21 protein-coding genes are annotated in these 22364 nt (G+C 62.0%); 9 read left to right on the forward strand and 12 right to left on the reverse strand.

What is annotated here, in order from left to right:
- Positions 1–18: 18 nt before the first annotated feature.
- The 5 genes from RTP54_RS05690 to RTP54_RS05710 form a co-directional block, all read right to left on the reverse strand.
- Entirely contained in the window at positions 19–972 is a 954-nt protein-coding gene (locus RTP54_RS05690; RefSeq protein ID WP_112818468.1) for a DUF2232 domain-containing protein, read from the reverse strand.
- A gap of 197 nt (positions 973–1169) precedes the next feature.
- Positions 1170–1418, reverse strand: coding sequence for a 30S ribosomal protein S18 (gene rpsR, locus RTP54_RS05695; protein ID WP_025426448.1), 249 nt, complete (start codon positions 1416–1418; stop codon positions 1170–1172).
- Positions 1419–1445: 27 nt separating this feature from the next.
- Positions 1446–1892 (reverse strand): 30S ribosomal protein S6, encoded by a 447-nt coding sequence (rpsF, locus tag RTP54_RS05700; protein ID WP_112810037.1) that lies wholly within the window; start codon positions 1890–1892, stop codon positions 1446–1448.
- A gap of 284 nt (positions 1893–2176) precedes the next feature.
- The gene (locus RTP54_RS05705; protein WP_312361488.1) at positions 2177–2689 is read right to left on the reverse strand and encodes a ClbS/DfsB family four-helix bundle protein; all 513 of its coding nucleotides are present in this window, start codon (positions 2687–2689) and stop codon (positions 2177–2179) included.
- A gap of 6 nt (positions 2690–2695) precedes the next feature.
- On the reverse strand, positions 2696–3739 hold the full coding sequence (locus tag RTP54_RS05710) for an aldo/keto reductase (RefSeq protein ID WP_312361490.1): 1044 nt from the start codon (positions 3737–3739) through the stop codon (positions 2696–2698).
- Between the two features lie 246 nt (positions 3740–3985).
- On the opposite strand from RTP54_RS05710, the gene fabD reads away from it, so the two are divergent.
- The 7 genes from fabD (at position 3986) to gmk (ending at position 10960) form a co-directional block, all read left to right on the forward strand.
- On the forward strand, positions 3986–4930 hold the full coding sequence (gene fabD, locus RTP54_RS05715; protein ID WP_112818465.1) for an ACP S-malonyltransferase: 945 nt from the start codon (positions 3986–3988) through the stop codon (positions 4928–4930).
- Positions 4931–4957: 27 nt separating this feature from the next.
- Positions 4958–5695 (forward strand): 3-oxoacyl-[acyl-carrier-protein] reductase, encoded by a 738-nt coding sequence (gene fabG, locus RTP54_RS05720; protein ID WP_077498685.1) that lies wholly within the window; start codon positions 4958–4960, stop codon positions 5693–5695.
- A 334-nt stretch (positions 5696–6029) separates the two neighbouring features.
- On the forward strand, positions 6030–6266 hold the full coding sequence (locus RTP54_RS05725; RefSeq protein WP_003531676.1) for an acyl carrier protein: 237 nt from the start codon (positions 6030–6032) through the stop codon (positions 6264–6266).
- 219 nt (positions 6267–6485) lie between these two features.
- Positions 6486–7751 (forward strand): beta-ketoacyl-ACP synthase II, encoded by a 1266-nt coding sequence (gene fabF, locus RTP54_RS05730; RefSeq protein ID WP_112818464.1) that lies wholly within the window; start codon positions 6486–6488, stop codon positions 7749–7751.
- 367 nt (positions 7752–8118) lie between these two features.
- A complete protein-coding gene (mltG, locus tag RTP54_RS05735; protein ID WP_312361493.1) occupies positions 8119–9306 on the forward strand; it encodes an endolytic transglycosylase MltG in 1188 nt (395 codons plus the stop codon).
- 103 nt (positions 9307–9409) lie between these two features.
- Positions 9410–10297, forward strand: a complete 888-nt coding sequence (locus RTP54_RS05740; RefSeq protein WP_312361494.1) for a YicC/YloC family endoribonuclease — start codon at positions 9410–9412, stop codon at positions 10295–10297.
- 3 nt (positions 10298–10300) lie between these two features.
- Complete coding sequence (gmk, locus tag RTP54_RS05745) at positions 10301–10960, forward strand: guanylate kinase (RefSeq protein ID WP_112810031.1); 660 nt, start codon at positions 10301–10303, stop codon at positions 10958–10960.
- 327 nt (positions 10961–11287) lie between these two features.
- Here the strand turns inward: gmk and rsmA are convergent, their stop codons facing one another.
- From rsmA to lptF, 6 genes are all read right to left on the reverse strand, one after another.
- Positions 11288–12115: a 16S rRNA (adenine(1518)-N(6)/adenine(1519)-N(6))-dimethyltransferase RsmA gene (rsmA, locus tag RTP54_RS05750; RefSeq protein ID WP_312361495.1), complete on the reverse strand. Its 828-nt coding sequence runs from the start codon at positions 12113–12115 to the stop codon at positions 11288–11290.
- Positions 12115–13143 carry a 4-hydroxythreonine-4-phosphate dehydrogenase PdxA gene (gene pdxA / locus RTP54_RS05755; protein WP_312361496.1) on the reverse strand — a complete coding sequence of 343 codons (1029 nt, stop codon included), beginning with the start codon at positions 13141–13143 and terminating at the stop codon, positions 12115–12117. Before pdxA ends, rsmA begins: the two co-directional genes overlap by 1 nt.
- Before the next feature lie 15 nt (positions 13144–13158).
- Positions 13159–14100 carry a peptidylprolyl isomerase gene (locus tag RTP54_RS05760; RefSeq protein WP_162704517.1) on the reverse strand — a complete coding sequence of 314 codons (942 nt, stop codon included), beginning with the start codon at positions 14098–14100 and terminating at the stop codon, positions 13159–13161.
- Positions 14101–14285: 185 nt separating this feature from the next.
- The gene (locus RTP54_RS05765; protein WP_312361498.1) at positions 14286–16634 is read right to left on the reverse strand and encodes an LPS-assembly protein LptD; all 2349 of its coding nucleotides are present in this window, start codon (positions 16632–16634) and stop codon (positions 14286–14288) included.
- Entirely contained in the window at positions 16634–17716 is a 1083-nt protein-coding gene (lptG, locus tag RTP54_RS05770) for an LPS export ABC transporter permease LptG (protein ID WP_112810026.1), read from the reverse strand. The genes RTP54_RS05765 and lptG overlap by 1 nt, the downstream gene beginning before the upstream one ends.
- Complete coding sequence (gene lptF / locus RTP54_RS05775; RefSeq protein ID WP_312361500.1) at positions 17713–18882, reverse strand: LPS export ABC transporter permease LptF; 1170 nt, start codon at positions 18880–18882, stop codon at positions 17713–17715. The genes lptG and lptF overlap by 4 nt, the downstream gene beginning before the upstream one ends.
- Positions 18883–19207: 325 nt before the next feature.
- On the opposite strand from lptF, the gene RTP54_RS05780 reads away from it, so the two are divergent.
- Positions 19208–20698, forward strand: coding sequence for a leucyl aminopeptidase (locus tag RTP54_RS05780; protein ID WP_312361503.1), 1491 nt, complete (start codon positions 19208–19210; stop codon positions 20696–20698).
- A gap of 41 nt (positions 20699–20739) precedes the next feature.
- A complete protein-coding gene (locus tag RTP54_RS05785; RefSeq protein WP_312361504.1) occupies positions 20740–21189 on the forward strand; it encodes a DNA polymerase III subunit chi in 450 nt (149 codons plus the stop codon).
- A 79-nt stretch (positions 21190–21268) separates the two neighbouring features.
- On the opposite strand, the gene RTP54_RS05790 is transcribed toward RTP54_RS05785, so the two are convergent.
- Complete coding sequence (locus tag RTP54_RS05790; protein ID WP_112810021.1) at positions 21269–22195, reverse strand: Gfo/Idh/MocA family protein; 927 nt, start codon at positions 22193–22195, stop codon at positions 21269–21271.
- Positions 22196–22364: the final 169 nt, after the last annotated feature.

Here is a 22364-nt window from a genome sequence, read left to right on the forward strand (position 1 = left end):
CAGAGTTCAGGTTTTGGGTCAGTTTTTTCCCACGGGGGTGACCGCGATGGTGCGTCGCGTATCGGTCAGTCCCGTAAGGAGGAAGAAGATTGCCGGGATCGTGAACACGAGCACCGACAGGTATGCGATCCACAGCACGGGAAGCCGCCAGGACTTGCCGCGGGTGCGGAAATGGAAGGAAGCAAAGCCGGCCAGCAGGAAACCTGCGCCGAATGTGCCGCAGACGAGCGCGCCGATCGTGGCCGGTGCACCGCCGAGGAACGTCAGGACCAGGCCGCCCAGAAAGATGAAGATCGCGTTGCGGTGCATGCGCAGCGTCGAGGGAATGTCCTCGCGCGGGCGCAGCGACTTGCCCGACATCTGTACGATGCGGGTAGCGACATAGTAGGCGGTAAACAGCATTACCACCCAGACGGCACCCTGGATCAGCGGCAGTGCCAGCGTGAAGATCGACTTGATCTGGGCGATCGCTGCGGGATCCGGATTGTAGAGCGGTTCCTGTGCTTTCACCGCCTGGATGACGATGTCGACCATGCGGTCGGACACGGCGGAATCATATCCGACGATGAAGCCGACGATGATCATGCCGGCCGTCACCAGTCCGGCGAGGTGGCTCAATATGTCGGAGAGCGGATACCAGGCAAGCGCGCCGTCCGGGCCACCGAGTTCGCTCGCGGGGCGCGCAAGGTTTGCGAGATGGCTGAGCCAGCCGGCCGGGATCAGCGTCACGACCAGGATCAAAAGCGCGAAATACGGGGAGATCAGCGCGGCAGCGGCAACGCCGGCGCTGACGATCGCCGTGATCGCGGCTGCATTGCCCCAGCCGAGGCCGGCAATGAGAATGGGGAGTGCCGAAGCGGCATAAAGAACGATCGCAAGCGACGACTGCGTATTCGCGCCCATCGACAGGAGGGCAGCGGTAACGCCGGCGAGGCCACCGGTCAGCAGCGATGTCTTGTTCAAGGTCTTCACGTTCGCTGTCCTGCTTCGTGCAGTTAGGGGTTGGCTGAAAGCTCAGCCCCAACATGGGATTTTCGATGTGTCTCCACATCGGGGTTCCGATCCGCGCCCAACGCGGAAGGGAGAGGGCAAGGCATCACGTAAAGCGAGCGCCTTGCCCAGATTTCGGTTTCCGTCGAGTCAGGCGACCGACGGAAGGTCAGCCGATCTTACGAAACGACGTAGGGCAGAAGGCCGAGGAAGCGGGCGCGCTTGATCGCCTGGGCGAGTTCGCGCTGCTTCTTCTGGGAAACGGCCGTGATGCGGGAAGGAACGATCTTGCCGCGCTCGGAAATGTAGCGCTGCAGAAGACGGATGTCCTTGTAGTCGATCCGCGGTGCGTTTGCGCCCGAGAAGGGGCAGGTCTTGCGGCGACGGTGGAACGGGCGGCGAACCGGAGCGGAAGAAACTTCAGCCATTGTCTTTAATCTCCTAAAGCTTCTTGATTACGCGCGGTCTTCGCGCGGACGACGCGGGCGGTCTTCGCGGTCGCCACGGTCCGGACGCGGACCACGGTCGCCGAAGCCACGCTCCGGACGGTCGCCATCGCGGCGCGGACGGTCGTCGCGGTCGCGCTTCTGCATCATTGCAGACGCACCTTCTTCGTGCTTCTCAACGGCGATCGTCATGTAGCGCAGGACGTCTTCGTTGATGCGCATCTGACGCTCGATTTCGTGAACAGCCGCTGCCGGAGCGTCGATGTCCATGAGAACGTAGTGAGCCTTGCGGTTCTTCTTGATGCGGTAGGTGAGGGACTTGAGGCCCCAGTTCTCGACGCGACCGACCTTGCCGCCGTTTGCTTCGAGAACGCCCTTGTACTGCTCGACGAGGCCGTCGACCTGCTGGGGCGTGATGTCCTGGCGGGCCAGGAATACGTGTTCATAAAGAGCCATTGTGGCTTACCTTTCTTGCGTTAATCAGCCCGGACATCGGCGGCTAAGCCTCAACGACTGTTCTTAGTGGCTGCGGACAGCCGGCAAGAAAGTGTTGTATCGAGACGGTCGAGAGCGGAGACACGGGAGGCCGGAAAGACTTGCAATCCTAAACGGCTCCCCTCGAGGAAGCCGGCCCTCCGTTCAGCCACCAGCCAGAAGACCGGGCATTTCGAACAGCGCGCTTATACGCATATTTCGGCGAAAGGCAAGGCTTGCGCGGTCATTTCGCAACGCTTTGCCTTTCAGATGCCGATTCTGACCTTCTTCCACTTGCGCAAACGACCGCGCGCGTTGGCATACGGCGAGGACGTGTTGAACTGGATCATCCGGCCAAGCGGCCATTTGCCGTACCACGCGTGACCATAGAGCGCATGGTCATCGCGCGCCTCGATCAGGCGAACCAGTGTCTCTTTGCTGGCTTTGAGGCGCGACAGGCGTTCGGCGGGTGAAAGCGCCCCGTACTCATTATAGAATTTCTGCGCGAGCCGGCCGAGTTCATTCCACTTGTATCCCACCTCGGGAAAATCGACCGGCAGGCCCTGTGCGTCCCGTTCGATCCACTTGATCACCAGTTCGCCCCAGCCAATGAGGTAGGCGACGAGGTCGCCAACGCTCATTATCGTGCCCTTGGCGTGTCCTTCCAGCGACGGATCGGCGAATCGCTCCGGCGAAATGTTTTCGAGTTCGCGCCAGAGTTTGGAGAATTCCCTGTCGATGGCGGATAGAAGTTCCGCTTTGCTCTGGGGAACGGCCATGCGTGCTCAGATCGGCATGGGGTAGAGCCGGTGCAGGCGGCGGATGCCGTTCATGACGTCTTGGGACAGGGTGATGCCGGCGGCGCCGATGTTCGTCTTCAGCTGCTCCATCGACGTCGCGCCGATGATGGCGGAGGCCATGAACGGCCGTGCAAGGCAGAAGGCGATCGCCAGCTGTGACGGGTCGATCCCATGCTCGCGGGCAAGCGCCACGTAGCCGGCGACGGCCGGTTCCTGGTGCGGCGTGAAGCGGCCGCCGAGATCGCCGTTGATGGCAAGGCGCGAGCCGGTCGGGCGTGCGCCGTCCAGATACTTGCCGGTCAAGAGGCCGGCGGCGAGCGGCGAGTAGGCGAGAAGGCCCACATCTTCATGATGCGAAAGCTCGGCGAGATCGAGATCGTAGGCTCTATAGAGAAGATTGTATTCGTTCTGGATCGAGGCGACCCGTGGCAGGCCGTGTTGCTCGGCCATGTCGATCAGCTTCATCGTGCCCCAGGCAGTGTCGTTCGACAGGCCGATCGCGCGGACCTTGCCTGACTTGACCACTTCGCCGAGCTTTTCGAGGATAGCCTTGAGGTCGGCGGCCACATGGGCCTTGTTCTGTTTGGCCGGATCATAGGACCAGGCATTGCGGAAATGGTAGTGGCCGCGGTTCGGCCAATGGATCTGGTAGAGGTCGATGTAGTCAGTCTTCAGCCGCTTGAGGCTGGCATCGACGGCCTCGCCGATGCCTTCGGGCGTGATCGGGCCGCCGTTGCGGATATAGGGCCGTCCGGAGCCGGCAACCTTGGTGGCGACGACGACGTCATCGCGGCGGCCGCGCTTGGTCAGCCACGTGCCGATGAAGCGCTCGGTATCGCCGTAGGTCTCCGCGGAAAGGGGTGTCGTCGGGTAGAGTTCGGCGGTGTCGATGAAGTTGACGCCGCTCTCGAATGCGTGGTCGAGTTGTGCATGCGCCTCGGCCTCTGAGTTCTGCGAACCCCAGGTCATGGTGCCCAGGCAGATTTCGGAAACCTTGATGCCGGTCCGGCCAAGCGTGTTGTAACGCATTGCGTGATGGTCCTTGTGGAGAGCGGGTCTCGACCCGGGAAGAAGGGGTGCCCGCGATAGAAATGGGTGAGGGCCGCGAGCCCGTCGAGGTCTGTCGGGTAGGGCGGCGATGCGCGGCAAACTTACGCCTTGATTGGCGAAGATCAAGGGCAAAAGGCCGGCCGAAGCCCGCAAAGCCGGGCCTGCGTGCTTGACTCACCGTTCAGGAATGTGAATGGAGAGGAAAACTAGGGAAGGGACAATCCCATGAGTATTGCATTCACATTCCCGGGCCAGGGCAGCCAGGCTGTCGGCATGGGCAAGGATCTGGCGGACGCGTTTCCGGAAGCAGCCGCGGTGTTTGCCGAGGTTGACGACGCGCTCGGCGAGAAACTCTCCGACACCATGTGGAACGGCCCCGAGGAAACGCTGACGCTGACCGCCAACGCCCAGCCGGCGCTGATGGCCGTGTCGATGGCGGTCATCCGCGTGCTCGAAGCCAAGGGGCTCGACCTGAAGAGCAAGGTCTCGTTCGTGGCCGGACATTCACTCGGCGAATATTCCGCCCTCTGTGCCGCCGGCACCTTCTCGATCGCCGACACGGCACGCCTCCTGCGCATTCGCGGCAACGCCATGCAGGCGGCCGTGCCCGTCGGCAAGGGCGCGATGGCGGCGATCATCGGTCTTGAGCATGCCGACGTCGATGCCATCTGCCGCGAAGCGTCCGCTCTCGGTTCCTGCCAGATCGCCAATGACAATGGCGGCGGTCAGCTGGTGATCTCAGGCGAGAAGGTGGCTGTCGAAAAGGCTGCCGCGCTGGCATCGGAGAAGGGCGCCAAGCGTGCCCTGATGCTGCCGGTCTCCGCCCCGTTCCATTCGAGCCTGATGGCGCCGGCGGCCGACGCCATGCGCGAGGCACTGGCCAAGGTCGCAAAGCACAATCCGTCCGTGCCTGTCATCGCCAATGTCCTGGCCGCCCCGGTCAGCGACGCCGACGAGATCGCGCGCCTTCTCGTCGAACAGGTCACCGGCCAGGTTCGCTGGCGCGAGACCGTCGAGTGGTTTGCCGCCAACAACGTCACGACACTTTATGAAGTGGGTTCCGGCAAGGTGCTCACCGGACTTGCCCGCCGGATCGACAAGTCCGTCACCGGCGTCACCGTCAATTCGCCTGCCGATATCGACACCGCGCTCTCGGCGCTTCTGGCCTGAGTGCTCCAGTTATAAGGAATCAATCCGATGTTCGATCTTTCCGGCCGTAAGGCTCTTGTCACCGGCGCATCCGGTGGTATCGGCGAGGAAATCGCCCGCATGCTGCACGCCCAGGGCGCAATCGTCGGCCTGCACGGCACGCGCGTCGAAAAGCTCGAGGCGCTTGCCAATGAACTTGGCGAACGGGTCCAGCTGTTTCCTGCCAACCTGTCCGACCGTGCCGAGGTCAAGGCGCTCGGCGAGAAGGCTGAGGCCGAGCTCGGCGGTGTCGATATCCTCGTCAACAATGCCGGCATCACCAAGGACGGCCTGTTCGTTCGCATGAGCGACGAGGACTGGGACAATGTGCTCGAGGTCAACCTGACCGCCGTGTTCCGTCTCACCCGCGAACTCACCCATCCGATGATGCGCCGCCGCTTTGGCCGCATCGTCAACATCACGTCGATCGTCGGCGTCACCGGCAATCCCGGCCAGGCCAACTATTGTGCATCGAAGGCCGGCATGATCGGCTTTTCGAAGTCGCTCGCCCAGGAAATCGCGACCCGCAACGTCACCGTCAACTGTGTCGCGCCGGGCTTCATCGAAAGCGCGATGACCGGCAAGCTGAACGACAAGCAGAAGGACGCCATCATGGGAGCGATCCCGATGCGGCGCATGGGCACGGGTGCCGAAATCGCGTCTGCGGTCGCTTATCTCGCTTCGAATGAGGCGGGCTACGTCACCGGCCAGACCATTCACGTCAACGGTGGCATGGCAATGATCTGATGCGGTGTTCCGGGTCTCGATGCCGCGCCTGGGAACGGGCGCGATCTTGCCCGGCAATGCTTCGGCTTACCGCCTGCAAAATGCCTGAAATTCAATGTTGAGCAAGCGATTGTCAGGCAATTTCGCACTTTGCGGCAGAGTTAAACCGTGTTAATCGGGCCATGACTGTTAGCAGTCGACCGGCCCCGCCAGGTGACCGGCAGCCTTGGCTGTCTTGGGTTTGCCGCGGTTCTGGTTGGATGGATTGCCCGGTGGGCCGTCTTGGTCTATCAGGCTAATTGAGAGTACCGGTGCCAGAAGGCGCCCAGAGAAACGAAGGTCGAGGAACTCCGACATGAGCGATATCGCAGAACGCGTAAAGAAAATTGTTATTGATCATCTTGGCGTCGACGCCGAAAAGGTCAGCGAAGGCGCAAGCTTTATCGATGACCTCGGCGCGGACTCGCTCGACACCGTCGAATTGGTCATGGCATTCGAAGAAGAATTCGGCGTCGAAATCCCGGACGATGCTGCTGACTCGATCCTGACCGTCGGCGACGCCGTCAAGTTCATCGAAAAGGCCCAGGCCTGATCTTTACGGTCTAGCCTTTGGCGGGCCGCGTTCAGCGGCCCGTACCAGCCCAGGGGAAGTGGGCTGTCCCGCGCTGAGCGCGGGTTCTCGATCAGCAATGCGGTCCGGCATTTCCCTCTGATCGTTGCTACAAGAACTTAAAATGGATGCACGGATCGGGTTCGTTACGCGTGGTCCGATCCGGCTCTGAAATTGAACAGTCAGGGTGGGTCGCGGACTATGAGACGTGTCGTTATCACCGGTACCGGCATGGTATCTCCCTTGGGTTGCGGAACCGAGGCAACTTGGGCGCGCCTGATCGCAGGCGATAATGCCGCGCGCAAGGTCACGGAATTCGAGGTCGAGGATCTGCCTGCGAAGATCGCGTGCCGTCTTCCGTTCGGCGATGGCTCGAACAACACCTTCAATGCCGATGACTGGATGGAGCCGAAGGAACAGCGTAAGGTTGATCCTTTCATCGTCTATGCGATGGCGGCCGCCGACATGGCGCTGGCCGACGCCGGCTGGAAACCTCAAAACGACGAAGACCAGATTGCAACCGGCGTTCTGATCGGCTCGGGTATCGGCGGTCTCGAGGGCATCGTCGAGGGCGGCTATACGCTGCGCGACAAGGGCCCCCGCCGTATTTCGCCCTTCTTCATCCCCGGCCGTCTGATCAACCTTGCTTCGGGCCAGGTGTCGATCCGCCACAAGCTGCGCGGTCCCAATCATTCCGTCGTCACGGCGTGCTCGACCGGTGCGCATGCCATCGGCGATGCGATGCGCCTGATTGCGCTCGGTGACGCCGACGTCATGGTGGCCGGCGGTGCCGAATCGCCGATCTGCCGCATCTCGCTTGCGGGCTTTGCCGCCTGCAAGGCGCTGTCGACGCAGCATAACGACGATCCGCAAAAGGCATCGCGCCCCTACGACATCGACCGCGATGGTTTCGTCATGGGCGAAGGCGCGGGCATCGTGGTCCTGGAAGAATTGGAACATGCCAAGGCTCGCGGCGCCAAGATCTATGCCGAGGTTGTCGGCTACGGCCTTTCCGGCGATGCCTACCATATCACCGCACCATCGGAAGATGGCGACGGCGCGTTCCGCTGCATGCAGATGGCGCTGAAGCGCGCGGGCCTGACGGCGGCCGATGTCGACTACATCAACGCCCATGGCACCTCCACCATGGCCGATACGATCGAGCTCGGTGCTGTAGAGCGGCTGGTCGGAGAGCATGCCTCGAAGATCTCGATGTCCTCGACCAAATCGGCGATCGGTCACCTTCTGGGCGCTGCCGGTGCCGTCGAGGCGATCTTCTCGGCGCTGGCCATCCGCGACAATATCGCGCCGCCGACGCTCAACCTCGACAATCCTTCCGTCGAGACGAAGATCGATCTGGTGCCGCATGTCGCCCGCAAGCGCGAGATCAACGTCGCGCTTTCGAATTCCTTCGGCTTCGGGGGCACGAACGCTTCGCTGGTCCTGCGCCGCTACACCGGCGTTTGATCCTGCCGGGGTTTATCAACGGGCGGTGTTGATCATCGGCCCGTTGATCCTGCTTTTGCCGCATTGCTCGCTAAAAGCATGTAGCGGGAGGACGTGCCGTCTTTCTAAAGGGATTGGCGCTGCCTGACGGCTATGTTCGCGCAAGGCACATCTGACAGTTTGTTGTATTGCTATTGCCGGGCTTGTGCCGGGCCGTCTCTGAGCCAAAACGCCGTTGACCGGCGGGCGCTGCGAGACCATTTATTCCACGGCCCTCTAATGCGGATGGCTGCGGTCCAAACGTTAGTTTTATACCTGCCACGGTCCAGGCCGAAATTCGCACCGCGGCAGTTAGAATGAGGATGCGAATTTCGGGTTCGGGACAATCGTGAGCGACTCAAACGAGAACGGCGCGGCGCAATTCGGCCGCAGTGACACCGGGAGCAACGGGCCGATCATCCCGAAATCGGCAAGCGAAGCCCTGCGGCCCGAGAAGGCGCCGCAGCCGCCGAAGCGGTCGCGCAAGGCGCGCAGCCAGGTCGTGATCTTCCTGAACTTCGTCATGACCGTCATCGTTTTCGTGGCACTCGCAGCGGCCGGCACGGTCTATTACGCGATGCATCAGTACGAAAAGGCCGGGCCGCTGGAGGCCAACAAGAATTTCATCGTCCGGGGCGGCGCCGGCATCAGCGAGATCGCCAGCGGTCTTGAGCGCGGCAACATCATCACCGACGGCCGGGTCTTCCGGTTCGTTTCGGAGGCTTACCTCGACAACGACACGCTGAAGGCCGGCGAGTACGAGATCAAGGCCGGATCTTCGATGCAGGAGATCATGCAGCTGTTGAAATCCGGCAAGTCCATTCTCTATTCCGTGTCGATGCCGGAAGGCCTGACTGTCAAGCAGATGTTCCAGCGGTTGTCCGATGACGAGGTCCTCGTCGGTGACCTGCCGAAAGAATTGCCGGTCGAGGGCTCGTTGAAGCCGGATACCTACAAGTTTACCCGCGGCACCAAGCGGGTGGAAATCGTCCAGCAGATGGCGGCCGCGCAGAAGGCTCTAGTCGATCAGATCTGGGAGAAGCGCGATCCGAACCTTCCGGTCTCGACCGTCGAAGAATTCGTGACGCTCGCATCGATCGTTGAAAAGGAGACCGGTCGCGCCGACGAGCGTCCGCGCGTGGCATCCGTCTTCATCAACCGGCTCGACAAGGGCATGCGGCTGCAGTCGGACCCGACGATCATCTACGGCATTTTCGGCGGCGACGGAAAGCCGGCGGACCGGCCGATCCTGAAGTCGGACCTCGACAAGAACACGCCCTATAATACCTACATGATCAAGGGGCTGCCTCCGACACCGATTGCCAACCCCGGTCGCGCAGCGCTCGAGGCAGTCGCCAATCCGTCGCGGACCCCGGAACTCTACTTTGTTGCCGATGGTACGGGCGGGCACGTCTTTGCCGTGACGTTGGACGAACACAATGCCAACGTTCGCCGCTGGCGCAAGGTGGAAGCCGAAAGGGCAGCCGAAGCGGCAAAGGCCGCCCAGGATGCGGCGACGACGGCCCAGCCCCAGTAACAATCGCCTGGATTGTGGACGGATCTATCGCGGCGCGGATATCCCTTGCGGGATGCCGCGCCGTCGCCTTATTGCTTTTCGAGAAAATGCCACGGAGGTGATGATGCCGCTCCAATCGATGACCGGCTTTGCCCGGAGAGAAGGCAGCAGTGGCCGCCATCGCTGGGCCTGGGAGCTGCGCTCCGTCAACGGCAAGGGTCTCGATGTCAGGCTGCGCCTGCCGCAGGGGCTCGAGCGGTTCGAACCGGACGTCCGACGCCTTGCCGCCGAAGTCTTCTCACGCGGCAATTTGCAGATCAGCCTGTCGGTCAGCGGCGCGGAGAGCGCTGTCGAGGCGGTGGTCAACCAGGCGGCATTGACCGCCGTTCTGAACCTGCGCGAGCAGCTCGGCGACCTCGTCGATCCCGCGCCGCTCAAGTTCGACACACTGCTGACGATCCGCGGCATCGTCGATTTCCGCGAACCCGAAGAGAGTGAAGCGCAGCGTGCCGCGCTCGACGACGATATCAAGGACGGCCTGAAGCGGGCATTGACGGATCTGCGCGACATGCGCACGGAAGAGGGCGGAGCGCTTTGTCAGATCCTGCTGGCGCAGGTCGATACCATCGAGACATTGACGGCAACGGTCGAATCCGATCCTTCGCGCAGCCCGGCGGCTATCGCCGACAGGCTGGCGCAGCAGGTGGCGTTGGTGATGGGCAACGGCTCGTCGCTCGACCGCGACCGGCTGCATGCGGAAGTGGCGCTGCTTGCCACCAAGGCCGATCTCAGGGAAGAGCTGGACAGGCTCGGTTCCCATGTTGCCGCCGCCCGTGAGCTGCTGTCGAAAGGCGGGCCGGTTGGTCGAAAGCTTGATTTCCTGGCACAGGAATTTAACCGCGAATCGAATACGATCTGTTCCAAGTCGAATGCGGCCGCGGTCTCGGCCGCCGGCATCGAGTTGAAGGTTGTGATCGATCAGTTCCGCGAACAGGTTCAAAATCTGGAGTAACGCATGAAACCGGCGACCCCTTCGCCCATCAAGATCGCCCGCCGTGGGCTGATGCTGGTCATTTCCTCGCCTTCGGGCGCAGGAAAATCGACCATCGCGCGCAACCTGCTTGAAGCCGATCCGGAGATGAGCATCTCGGTCAGCGTGACCACCCGTCAGCGCCGTCCGAGCGAAATCGACGGCAGGCACTATCACTTCAAGTCGATCCGCGAGTTCGAAGCGCTGCGCGCCACCGACTCGCTTCTGGAATGGGCCGAGGTTCACGGCAATTTCTACGGCACGCCGCGCGACGCCGTCGAGGCGGCGATGGCAGCCGGCCGTGATATGCTGTTCGACATCGACTGGCAGGGCGCGCAGCAGCTCCAGGAGAAGATGGCCGGCGACGTGGTCTCGATCTTCATCCTGCCGCCGTCGATGGCCGAGCTGCAATCGCGCCTGCATCGCCGCGCCGAGGACAGCGAGGAAGTGATCGCGACGCGTCTCGCCAACTCGCGCGCCGAAATCGAGCACTGGCGCGAATACGATTATATCGTTCTCAACGATGATCTCGATCGGGCTTTTTCGTCCGTGCGGGCGATCGTCGAGGCGGAACGCCTGCGCCGCGACCGCCGCCCCGGCCTGTTCGAATTCGTCAACGGCCTTCTGACCGAAAACCCGTTCTGACTATATTTGACGGCCGGCACAAGCCGGCCGTTCACAGCCGAAAACGCGTGTCCCGAAAGCGTGCGTTCACGTATACGCGGCTGAAGCCCTTTCAAGATGTGCAGAGACAGCTTCGCCGGGAAAACGCGCGGAAACAAGGGGAAGGCCCGTTTTGGTGAATCCGTTTGGCCGGATGCGAGGGTATCGCCTTTCCAGCACGGCAGAGCCTTCCTATGCTCGAATGCCCTGGGCGTTCCCGAATTCGACGAAAACACAGAAGCGCTTGATGTCTCTGACCTGACGCAGTTCCGGTCATGAAAAGCCGCGTTGCGCCTGGTCCGCACACGCCTAGAGGCAGTTTGCCAGCCTGCAGAACTCTTCCACGGACAGCGTTTCTGCCCGCCGCTGCGGATCGATATCGGCTTTCGCCAGCAGGGCCTCGCCGCCAAGAGGCTTCAGGCTCTGGCGCAGCATCTTGCGGCGCTGCCCAAAGGCCGCATGTGTGACCTTCTCTAAGGATGACACGGCACACGGTATCGGATTGGCCACCGGCTCGAGATGCACCACTGAAGACGTGACCTTGGGCGGGGGCGTGAACGCCTGCGGCGGTACGTCGAAGGCCATGCGGGCGTTCGTCCGCCAGCCGCAGAGAACGCCGAGGCGTCCATAGTGATCGTCGTCTGCGTCCGCCACGATCCGTAGACCCACTTCACGCTGGAACATCAGCGTCAGCGATTGCCAGAATGGTGGCCACGTCTTCGGCAGCAGCCAGTCGACGAGCAGCTGCGTGCCGACGTTGTAGGGCAGGTTGGCGATGATCTTGACCGGTCCACCGCCGCTCAACGCTTCAAAGTCGACCTTGAGTGCGTCGCCCTCGATGACTTCGAGCCGGTTGGGGTAGTGGTCGGCGATCTCGGCAAGCGCCGGCAGGCAGCGGGCGTCCCGCTCGATCGCCACGACCTTGCGGGCGCCGAGCGCTAGGATCGCCCGTGTCAGGCCGCCTGGTCCAGGTCCGACCTCGATGACGGTGACATCTTCCAGTGGACCCGCCGTCCGGGCAATCTTCTGCGTCAGATTGAGGTCGAGCAGGAAGTTCTGCCCGAGCGCCTTTTTCGCGTCGAGCCCGTGGCGCTGAATGACGTCGCGCAGTGGCGGGAGACCATCGAGAGCGGCCATCAGGCAATCACTCCTGCAGTATTGTGGGACAGTTCCGCCGCCAGCCGCAGTGCTGCAAACAGGCTGTCGTCACGGGCAATGCCCCGGCCGGCAAGGCTGAAGGCCGTGCCGTGGTCGGGCGACGTGCGGATGAACGGTAGTCCGAGCGTGACATTGACGCTGTCGTCGAAACCGAGCGCCTTGGCGGGAATCAGTGCCTGATCATGGTACATGCAGATTGCCACATCGTAGGTTGCGCGGGCGCGGTCGTGGAACATGGTGTCGGCGGGCAGCGGCCCGGTCGCGTCGATGCCCTCGGCTCGCAGCCGTTCGACGACCGGATAAATCACGGCATCGTCTTCCGCGCCCAGCGCGCCGCCTTCGCCCGCATGGGGGTTGAGCCCGGCGATGGCCAGCCTCGGATTGTCGAGACCGAAACGCGTGCGAAGGTCCGTCGCGGTGATGATGCAGGTCCGATAGATCAAATCTGCCGTGAGCTGAGCGGGCACGTCCTTCAGCGGGATATGGATCGTCACCGGCACGGCGCGAAGCTTCGGGCCGGCGAGCATCATCACTGGCAGCAGCGCGGCGCCTGTGGCCTTCTCTGCGAGATCGGCGAGGTATTCCGTGTGGCCGGGAAAGCGGAAGCCTGCTTCATAGAGCACGGCCTTGGCGATCGGGTTTGTCACGACGGCCGAAGCCTTGCCGTCCATGACCAGCTTGACCGCCGTATCGATGGCGGCCGTGACCGCCGATGCATTGGCCGAAGACGGCTCGCCAGCGACGACAGGGGAAGGGCAGCGCACCGGCAGCACCGGCAGCGCATCGGCAAAAACCGACGTGGCGTTCGCACAATCGGTCTCGCGGACCGGGACCGCATGACCGAGCAAGGCAGCACGCGCCGCCAGTGCGTCGGGGTCACCGATGAAGAGAAATGGCGGGGTGGCGCTTTCACGGCGGCCAAGCCACGTGGTCAGGCTCAGATCCAGCCCGATCCCGGCAGGATCGCCCATGGTCAGGGCGAGGGGCCCGCCGGTCATGTCACGCATGTTTACCCGCTGATCTTACTTGTTGACGATCTGCGCCTTCTTGCGCAGTTCCTCGATGTATTTCTCGCTGTTGGGATCTTCGCCGCCGGCCTTCTTCTTGCCGAGATCCTCGGCGCGGAAGACGATTTCGGCCGCCGTGTCGTCGTTGACCTGACGCTTCTTGCAGATCGCCAGGAATTCGACGCCCTTTTCCGTTACGCGCGTTCCGGTCGTGTTGCCGTCGCCGGCCTTCTCGACCAGCGGCTTCCATTCGTCCGGAAGCTGCTGGACGAGCATGCGACCGAGATCGCGCACGGAGACGTCACGGTAGTTCGCTGCAAACACCTTGGCAGTGTCGCATCCCGGGAACTGGCCTCTTGCCGCGTTGGCCTCGGCCTGGCGCTTGCCGGTGATGGCGCCGCGCTTCTTTTCAGGAATGACGAAGATGACCTGCTTCAGATAATATTCTGTTGTTACCGGCTTGTTGCCGCCGCCTTCCATCATGCGCTTGACGAGGTCAGCGCCCTGCAGGCGGTTGCCGCTGCCGAACCGGAAATTGACGGCGCGCGGCCAGCTCATCTGCACTGCGATGAACTGCTTGAAATGGTCGGAGCCGACACCGGCCTGGTCGAGGATCTTGCCGAGCTGCTCGGGCGAGAGCTTGTTGCCGGAAGCAAAGCGCGCATAGGCGGCTTCCACGTCCTGGGTGCTGACCGACTGTCCGATGCGCGCGATCTCGGCACGCTTCAAGACTTCGTCGACGAGTTGCTTCTTGGCTTCCTCTGCGCCGCCGTTCTGGCGCTGCAGGCGCAGGAACGCGACGCGCTTGGCGATGTCGCCGGACGTGATCACGGTGTTGTTGACCGTTACCTTCACCTGGCTCGCAGCCTGCGCGCTCGCGCAGACGGCAATGCTCAGGCTGCCGGCCAGCGCCAGTGCCGAAAGCGTCCTCAACATCGTCATTTTCCCGCCCATCATCGTTTCCTGTCCTTCGCACGGCCAAAAGCCAGCTGCCTGGTCCGCATCCCGGCTCACGCCGTTGTTTTATCTCGTCGGAGGGAATGCATAATACATGCGGCCAAACGATGACAAGACCGTCTGGCCGGCCCGATTACGGGCAAGAGGGGCAATCGCGCGGCGAATGCCCCTCTGATCGAAGCGTATCAATAGTAGTCCAGCTCGTCGAACTTCGTATCGCCGACATTGACGTCGCCGAGGGTACGGAAGCTGATGCGCGCGCCGATCGACCAGTCGTTGGCAAGCGTGCTGTCGGTATCGCGTTCCTGTTTGTAGACGATCGAGAACAGCGTGTCCTGATCGTCATAAGTGATACCGAAACCGTTGCGCGAGATGACATCACTGTTGATGTCATAGGTGATCGCGCCGAACACGGACCAATAATCGTGGAACCGGTATGCGGCAGCCGTCTGGATTTCGTCCTGATCGCTTTGCGAGCCATAAAGCGGCTGCGCCTCGATGCGGGTGTAGGTCATCGCCGCCTGCCAGGTCAGGCCAAGATAGCCGACGGTCGCATCGGCGCGACGCAGAGCCAGATCCTTTTCGTCTAGGCGGCCCGAAAGACTGGCCATCAGGCCGGACGGTGCGTCGATCCCGAACATCGCAACATAGTCGGACCGCTTGCTCTCCAGGCCGGAGTTCGCTCCCGCCTTGACGAGATCGTCGGTCGCAAACGAGTTCAGGCCACCGAGGTGGTAGGACTGGCCGACGATACCGCGCAGGCCATAGCCGCTATCGAATGTTCCGGTATAGCGAAGACCGACATTGGCGCGGGTGCCGCCTTCGATGCGGTCGAAGCCAGAGAACTTGTCGCGATCGAACAGGTTTGTCGCGTCGAAGACGAAGCTCTGCGCGTCTTCATTGGGCAGGCCGCCGGCATATTGCTCGTCCGGGCGGGCATAGATCTGGGCGATCGGCTCGACAACATGACTGCTGTTGTCGCCGACGAACAGGATCGGATACCGTGCTTCGAGACCTGCCGTCAGCATGCGCCGCGTCGCCGCATCACTGTTGTTGTAGTCCCCGGTGTATCCAACCGGAGCCGTCATGTTGAGGCCGATGGCATCACCACGCGCAGCGAGCAGGGGCGTCAGCACGATCCCGCCGGGAGCGATGTAGGTCCGCTTCCATTCGAGTTCCGCCGTCAGGCGATGCGACGTGCCTTCAAGGCCGCGATAGCGGTTGACCACGCCCGGGATGGAATCGAGGTCGAGCCGGTTGCGCTTGATGTTGGTGAGGTTCACCGTGCCCGAAAGCTCGCCGCCCAGCACCGGTTGTGGTGCCTTGTAGGAATAATCCAGGACCTGTGCGGCAGGCTGCTGGTTTTCAGCAATGCTGTTCGGATCGGCGTCCTGGATGTCGAAATAGAAGGCGCGCAGGTCGAAGTAGTTTCGCTTGCCGAGCCCGGTCAGATAGGCCTGGTTGACGTAGGTCGTGCCGTCGAAAGTCGACAGTTCGTAGGTCTTGGCAAAGTTGTTGTCGGTCTGGACGAGAACGTCCCAGCCGAACGTCCAGCGCGGGTTTATGTCGAACTTGGCCTTCGAGCCGATCATGCCGCGGTTCGTTTCGAGCGCGTCGACCGTTCCGGGCGTAAAGCGCTCCTTGTCCATCTGGCTGATGCCAGCAAAGCTCAGGGTATGGAGACCGTTGTGGAAACGTTGGCGGAATTCGCCTTCGAGCAGGAAGCCCTGCCGGGTGAGACCCGTCACAGTGGCGGTGGCGTCCATATAGGGCGAGATTGCCCAATAATAGGGAACGCCGACGCCGAAACCGAGCTTCTGGGTGTAGCGGAACTTCGGAAACAGGAAGCCGCTCTTGCGCTTCACCGTATGGTCGGGAATTTCCATGACGGGGATATAGGCGATCGGCTTGCCGAAAAGCTCGAAACGGGCGTTTTCCAGCCTGATCGTCCGCGTGCGTCCGTTCTGGACGATACGTTGGGCCTTGATGTGCCACAGCGACCGGTGGTCGGGCTTTGTCGAACAGGGCGTGCACGCGGTGTAGACGGCCTCGTTCAAAATGAACTCTTCGCCGTTCCTGCGCTCGCCGCTGGTCGCTGCAAGCCGGGTCAGGTCGGTCGTCTCGATGCGCATGGCATCGACGAAGCCGTTGCCGAAGTCGTCGGTGACGTCCATTTTCTCCGCATAGACGACGTTGCCACCCGGCTCGACCAACTGGATGTCGCCGAGGGCGTGAATGCGGCCCGACTTCTGGTCGTATTCGACCTGCCGGGCGACCATCTTGTAGCCGCCGTAGTCGATCTGCACGTTGCCGCGCACGATGACCTTCTCGGCGTCCTTGTTATAGACAAGCTCATTGGCGGAGAGAAGCAGCTTGGCATCTTCCGGCATGTTCGGGCGCAGCGAATCAAGGCGCTCCGAAGTCTGCTGTGCGAGCGCGGGCGCGCCCATTCCCATGGCAAGTGTCTGCAGCGCCACGCCTGCGAACAGGGCAGCGTTGATCAGCTTTTTACGTTTGCGGTTGCCTGCCGCCACTAGCCATCCTCCTGGTTTAATAGAATCGTCGAACCCAGCGCCATCGCTACAACAACTGGCAACCAGGCTGCAACGAAAGGAGGCACAATACCGCTGCTCCCGAATGCTTTTACAAGCACGGTGACGACATAAAGCACGAAGCCCGAGAGGATTCCACCGAGAATTACCGAGCGCGATTGGTTGAACCGGCTAAATTTCAGCGACACGCACGCCGCAATCAGCGTCATGGCTACGAGAAGCAGAGGCAGTGACAAAAGAGAGTGGAATTGGGTTTCCATGCCGTTGGTCGAGAAGCCGAAGGAGCGGGCCACTTCAATCTTCCGCAACAGGTCGAAAAACTGAATAGAATCAGCTTTCGCAAGCCTTTCCTGAACAAACTCAGGCTTCAGGTTGGTGCGCAGCTGTGCCGTTTGCAGACGCCTTGGAAGCTGTCCGCTGATCGTTTCCGTGACGTCGTTAAGAAGCCAGTAACCATCTTCCAGTTTCGCAGAGGCCGCATCCTGTCTCAGATTGATCGAACCCTGTGGATCGAAGTGGATGACGGTGACGTTGAGAAGCGTCGTGCCGCCGTCCTGAACCGAGCGTGCGCCGATGATCGTATCGGTGCCTTCGTAGATCTGGCGCAGCCACGGGATCGAACCCGCATCCGACGTGCGCGAGGAGCCAAGGGCCGCAAGCATCGCCTCTTCCTTCTTGGCGCCCCAGGCGGCAAGCGGATTGAGGGCAAGCACGGCGAGGACGCCGAACAGGAATGCGCCAAGGACAAACGGACGCAGGAACTGCCAGACCGAGATGCCGGCTGCCCGGGTGACCACGAGCTCGTATCGCCGGTTGAGCGAGATCAGCGCCGCCATCGCCGAAAACAACGCCACGAAGGGTATCGTCTGCTGCAGAATGGTCGGAATGCGGAAGGCGCTGATCAGCAGCGCGCCCATGATCGAGTACTTCGGAAGGCCGGACAGGCGGCTTGCCTGTTCGCTGAAATCGATGATGAAGACCAGCGAGAAGATGCCGACCAGAAACCAGAAGGTCGTGACAACGTAGCGCGTCAGGAAGTAGCGGCCGAGCGTGGTGAAGATCATGATGCGTTACCCCCGTCGGACGTTGGCCGGACGAGGCGAAGCCGAACCATGAGCTCCGACAGCTTTTCCTGCCAGGTCATCGGGATGTCGAGGCGACGGTTGCTGACGAGCTGATGAATGGCAAGGGCGCCGGTCGCCAGAGGCACGATATACATCAGCGGCACGAACCAGACAGAATCCTCGGCGCTGTTGCCGGCATAAAACGTCATCCACCGGATCACGAGCGCTGAGCCGAGCGCGCTGACCATCGGATGGACGCGCGCCTCGCGGTGCGACCGCGCATCGCTGCAAAATACCAGCGCGATCAGGCCGAACAGCAGCGGGAAGGTCCACTCCGTCAGGCGGCGATGAAGCTCCGCGGTGAAGGCAAGCGGATTGTTCTGGTAGACCGGATCGTTCGGGTCCGGGTTGAAGAGATTGGGAAGATCGCGATCCTTGGCCCGGATCGTCGCTTCGCGCGTTGCCTTGGTCATGTCGGCGAGGTCGAAGGCGTAGGAATCGAACTTGATGATCGACACGCCGCCATCCGGCAGCTTGCGCTGCACTTCGCCGTCCTTCATCACCAGCGCCGAGCTCTTTTCGTCCACCGCGCCTTCGCGGGCGTAATAGACGAGCTCAAAAGCGGGGTTGCGCGAATCGGCAACGAAAATCCCCTCGAGCACGCCGCCGCCGCGCCGTCCGCCCACCTGGACATAGAGACCGTCGGCGATCTTGCGGAAAGCATTCTCCTGGACGACCGAGGAAAGCAGGTCGGCATTGGCCGTCGCCAGCATCTTGCGCACCGCGACGCGGGAATAGGGCTCGACAAAATTGTCGACCACGAAGGAGAGCACGCTCAGGCCGGCTGCCAGATAGATGATCGGGCGAATGATCGTCATGCGCGAGCTTCCGGCGGCGTTGAGCACCGTGAGCTCCGAATCGGTATTCATCGTCGACAGCGTCTGTGTCACGCCGATGACCAGCGCGAAGGGCAGGATGATCGGCACGACCGAAGGCAGGATGAGTGTCGCGAGCTTGAGAAAGGCGAAGACGGACTGTCCGCTATCGGTAACGAGGTTGACGTTGGTCAGGGCCTGCGTCGTCCACACGATGCCGAGCAACGGCAATAGTGTTGCGAGGAACATGGTCAGGGCACGCCGGAAAATGTAGCGTTCGATCAGCTTCATGTCCGTTTCCGGTCCAAATCCCTGCTCATGTTTCTGTGCCGCACCGCCGCATCGAAACGCTTCTTTCTGCCGCCGCCATCAGCGGGAACCGCGCTTCCGTCTCACGTCCGCGGTTGCTCAAATTGTAAAGCAACTGGGATAATTTAAGGCGAAGAACCTCGGTTAACCGCATGTAAACATCTGCGGGCATCTTGCCAAGCTGTTGAAAAGCGAGAAGGGTGCGGACCACAGCTTTGACGGTGACAAACGCAGCGAATGTTCGTCACTGTAACCGCCCGGTAACAGGGTGCGTCGTGTCAGACCGAGAAATTCCCGGAGTTTTGTAATGTCCATGAAATTTGAGTTCACCTTCGCCAAGTCTCATCGCCTGGCGGGGGGAGCTGCCGTATTGCTGATGGCCGCCGCGGGGCAGGCCGCCGGCGCCGATATCGCCGACCCGGAAGGCGTTCTGGCCAAGGCCTCCAAGGTTAAGAAGTTCAGCGGCAAGGCGTTCTCGACCCTCGACATCATAGCCCCGCATGGCTCGCCGGCCGACCGCATCGTCGTCCTCGGTCTCGGTGAAGCCGATGCGCTGACCGATCATGACTGGCTGAAGGCCGGTGGGGCTGCGGCTGCAAAACTGCGCGGCGCCGACAAGGCGACGATCTTCATCGACGTTCCCGATCTCGAAGTCTCCGGCAAGGCGGCGGCGGACTTCGCGCTCGGCATGGAAATGAACGCCTACAGCTTCGACGGCTACAAGACGAAGAAGGCCGACGACAATGCCAAATCGGCAGGCAAGCCGATGAAGGTCACCATCGTGACCGCCGCGGTGATCGCGGCCAAGAAGGCCTTTGCGACGGCCCAGGCGGTCGGCGAAGGTGTCTTCCTCGCCCGCGACCTGGTCAACGAGCCGGCAAACGTGCTCGGCCCGCTCGAATTTGCCGCCAAGGCGAAGGAACTGGAGGAACTCGGCGTCGAGGTGGAAATCCTCACCGAGAAGGACATGAAGAAACTTGGAATGGGTGCGCTGCTCGGCGTTGCCCAGGGTTCGACCCGTCCGCCACGGCTGGTGGTGATGCAATGGAAGGGTGGCAAGGCCAAGGATCGGCCGATCGCGTTTATCGGAAAGGGCGTCGTGTTCGACAGCGGCGGCATCTCGATCAAGCCGGCGGCCGGCATGGAAGAGATGAAGGGCGACATGGGTGGCGCTGCGGCGGTAACCGGACTGATGCATGTGCTGGCTGCCCGCCACGCCAAGGTCAACGTCGTCGGCATCATCGGGCTTGTGGAAAACATGCCGGATGGCAGCGCCCAGCGCCCGGGTGATATCGTGACGTCGATGTCCGGACAAACGATCGAGATCATCAACACCGATGCCGAGGGGCGTTTGGTACTCTGCGATGCGCTCTGGTATTGCAACGACCGCTTCAAGCCGCAGGCGATGATCGATCTTGCGACGCTGACCGGCGCGATCATGGTCGCGCTCGCCACCCATCACGCCGGCCTGTTTTCCAACGATGACCGCCTGGCCGGGCAACTGCTTGCCGCTGGCGTTGCCACGCAGGAGCGCCTCTGGCGCATGCCGCTCGGCAAGGAATACGACAAGATGATCGACAGCAAGTTCGCCGACATGAAAAACACCGGCGGGCGATATGGCGGCGCGATTACCGCGGCCCAGTTCCTGAAGCGCTTCGTCGGCGATACGCCCTGGGCGCATCTCGATGTGGCAGGCACCGCGATGGGCTCGCCGATTGACGAGGTCAACCAGTCCTGGGCCTCAGGCTTCGGCGTCCGCCTGCTCGACGAGCTGGTCCATGCGAGCTACGAGTCCTGAGTGTCGCGCTCAGCCGTGGTGACGTCCGGGGAGGCATCGGCATGACCGAAATCCTTTTCTATCACCTGACGGAATCGAAGCTCGAGGACGCGCTGCCGCCGCTGCTCGACAAGAGCGTCGAGCGCGGCTGGCGGGTGACGGTGCAGACGGTCGACGCCGATCGGCGCGATGCGCTCGACACCCATCTCTGGGTCTACCGGGACGACAGCTTCCTGCCGCACGGCACCGATGCCGGAGAACAGGCGGCCGCACAGCCGGTGTTGCTGGTGGCCGACGATGGCAACCACAATGCCGCAACCGTTCGCTTCATCATCGACGGCGCCAATCCGCCGCCGGTCGAAGCCTATGAACGCATCGTCTTCATGTTCGACGGCTACGACCAGCAGCAGCTGGAAGCAGCGCGCGGCCATTGGAAACGGCTGAAGGGGGAGGGCCACAGCCTGACCTACTGGCAGCAGAATCGCGACGGCCGCTGGGAAAAGAAAGCCTGAGCGGTGCGTGCGCCGTATCGCGCAAACGACAAAGCCCGCGGGAAACCGCGGGCTTTGTCGTTTCAGGCGTTTTCAGCGCTCAATCGTGAAAGGCCTCGACGAATTTGCGACGGCCGAGCATGAACGCATCCGCCACATGGCGCAGCGGCGCCAGGTCGACGTCCGATGTCTTGGCCCTGATGATCTCGGCGAAGCGCTTGTAGAGCATCGGATATTCCTGCTCCGGCTCCTCGTGCACGATCTTGCCGTCGACGGCGAGTTTCGCGCCACCCTCCGAAAGCACCATTTCGCCGGCATCGGTGTTGGCGACGATATCCCAGCTCTGCTTGCCGGTCTGGCGCCAGTCGAACTCCGCTGAGACCGGCAGCTTGTTCGCATCGGTAAAGGCGATCGCGGCGGCGATCGGAGCATCGCGGTTTTCCGGGAATTCCAGCGTGGCGGCGGTGATGAACAGCGGCCGCGGCAGGATATGGGTCACGATCGACAGCGCGTTGATGCCCGGATCGAAAATCCCTAGACCGCCGGCCGCCCAGATCCATTCCTGGTTCGGGTGCCAGTGGCGCACGTCTTCCTTCCAAATGACTTTCACGTCGCGGATGGTGGTCGCGGCCAGAAACGCCTTGGCGGCCTCCACGGCCGGCGCATAGCGCGAATGCCAGCTTGCAAACAGCGATAGTCCCTTGGACGTCGCCAGCGCTTCCAGATCCGCCACTTCGCTGAGCGTGGCGCCCGGCGGCTTTTCGAGGAAGACATGTTTGCCGGCGTCAAGGGCTGCGCGCGCTGCCTCGTAACGGTACTGCGGCGGCATGCAGAGCGACACCGCTTCGATGGCCGGTACGGCCTCCAGCATCGCTTCGATCGACTTGAAATTGTCGATGCCGTCGACGGTGCCGTGGCGGCTTGCAGCCGCGATCAGGCGGTAGTCGCCATTCTTGGCAATCGCCGGCAAATGCTGGTCACGAACGATCTTGCCGATGCCGACAAGCGCAATCTGGATAGGAGGCATGGTGTTTCGCTCATATTAGTATGATTTATTATCGGTTCTTGTAGCAGATTGCGCGAAGCGGGCAAGCACCGGCGAAGGGGCTTGCCGCTCTGCAAACAAACCGGATCGATGCCCATTTTCTCCGATTGTCTTCGCCCTAGCTACTACAATCCATGATACCGGTTCGCGA

The organism is Ensifer sp., assembly GCF_031989085.1.
In the GTDB taxonomy this organism is placed as follows: domain Bacteria; phylum Pseudomonadota; class Alphaproteobacteria; order Rhizobiales; family Rhizobiaceae; genus Ensifer.

Coding starts and splice junctions, on each gene's coding strand:
- rpsR (WP_025426448.1), bottom strand. CDS start 1,418: ATGGCTGAAGTTTCTTCCGCTCCGGTTCGCCGCCCGTTCCACCGTCGC.
- rpsF (WP_112810037.1), bottom strand. CDS start 1,892: ATGGCTCTTTATGAACACGTATTCCTGGCCCGCCAGGACATCACGCCC.
- RTP54_RS05705 (WP_312361488.1), bottom strand. CDS start 2,689: ATGGCCGTTCCCCAGAGCAAAGCGGAACTTCTATCCGCCATCGACAGG.
- RTP54_RS05710 (WP_312361490.1), bottom strand. CDS start 3,739: ATGCGTTACAACACGCTTGGCCGGACCGGCATCAAGGTTTCCGAAATC.
- fabD (WP_112818465.1), top strand. CDS start 3,986: ATGAGTATTGCATTCACATTCCCGGGCCAGGGCAGCCAGGCTGTCGGC.
- fabG (WP_077498685.1), top strand. CDS start 4,958: ATGTTCGATCTTTCCGGCCGTAAGGCTCTTGTCACCGGCGCATCCGGT.
- RTP54_RS05725 (WP_003531676.1), top strand. CDS start 6,030: ATGAGCGATATCGCAGAACGCGTAAAGAAAATTGTTATTGATCATCTT.
- fabF (WP_112818464.1), top strand. CDS start 6,486: ATGAGACGTGTCGTTATCACCGGTACCGGCATGGTATCTCCCTTGGGT.
- RTP54_RS05740 (WP_312361494.1), top strand. CDS start 9,410: ATGCCGCTCCAATCGATGACCGGCTTTGCCCGGAGAGAAGGCAGCAGT.
- gmk (WP_112810031.1), top strand. CDS start 10,301: ATGAAACCGGCGACCCCTTCGCCCATCAAGATCGCCCGCCGTGGGCTG.
- rsmA (WP_312361495.1), bottom strand. CDS start 12,115: ATGGCCGCTCTCGATGGTCTCCCGCCACTGCGCGACGTCATTCAGCGC.
- pdxA (WP_312361496.1), bottom strand. CDS start 13,143: ATGCGTGACATGACCGGCGGGCCCCTCGCCCTGACCATGGGCGATCCT.
- RTP54_RS05760 (WP_162704517.1), bottom strand. CDS start 14,100: ATGATGGGCGGGAAAATGACGATGTTGAGGACGCTTTCGGCACTGGCG.
- lptG (WP_112810026.1), bottom strand. CDS start 17,716: ATGATCTTCACCACGCTCGGCCGCTACTTCCTGACGCGCTACGTTGTC.
- lptF (WP_312361500.1), bottom strand. CDS start 18,882: ATGAAGCTGATCGAACGCTACATTTTCCGGCGTGCCCTGACCATGTTC.
- RTP54_RS05780 (WP_312361503.1), top strand. CDS start 19,208: ATGTCCATGAAATTTGAGTTCACCTTCGCCAAGTCTCATCGCCTGGCG.
- RTP54_RS05785 (WP_312361504.1), top strand. CDS start 20,740: ATGACCGAAATCCTTTTCTATCACCTGACGGAATCGAAGCTCGAGGAC.
- RTP54_RS05790 (WP_112810021.1), bottom strand. CDS start 22,195: ATGCCTCCTATCCAGATTGCGCTTGTCGGCATCGGCAAGATCGTTCGT.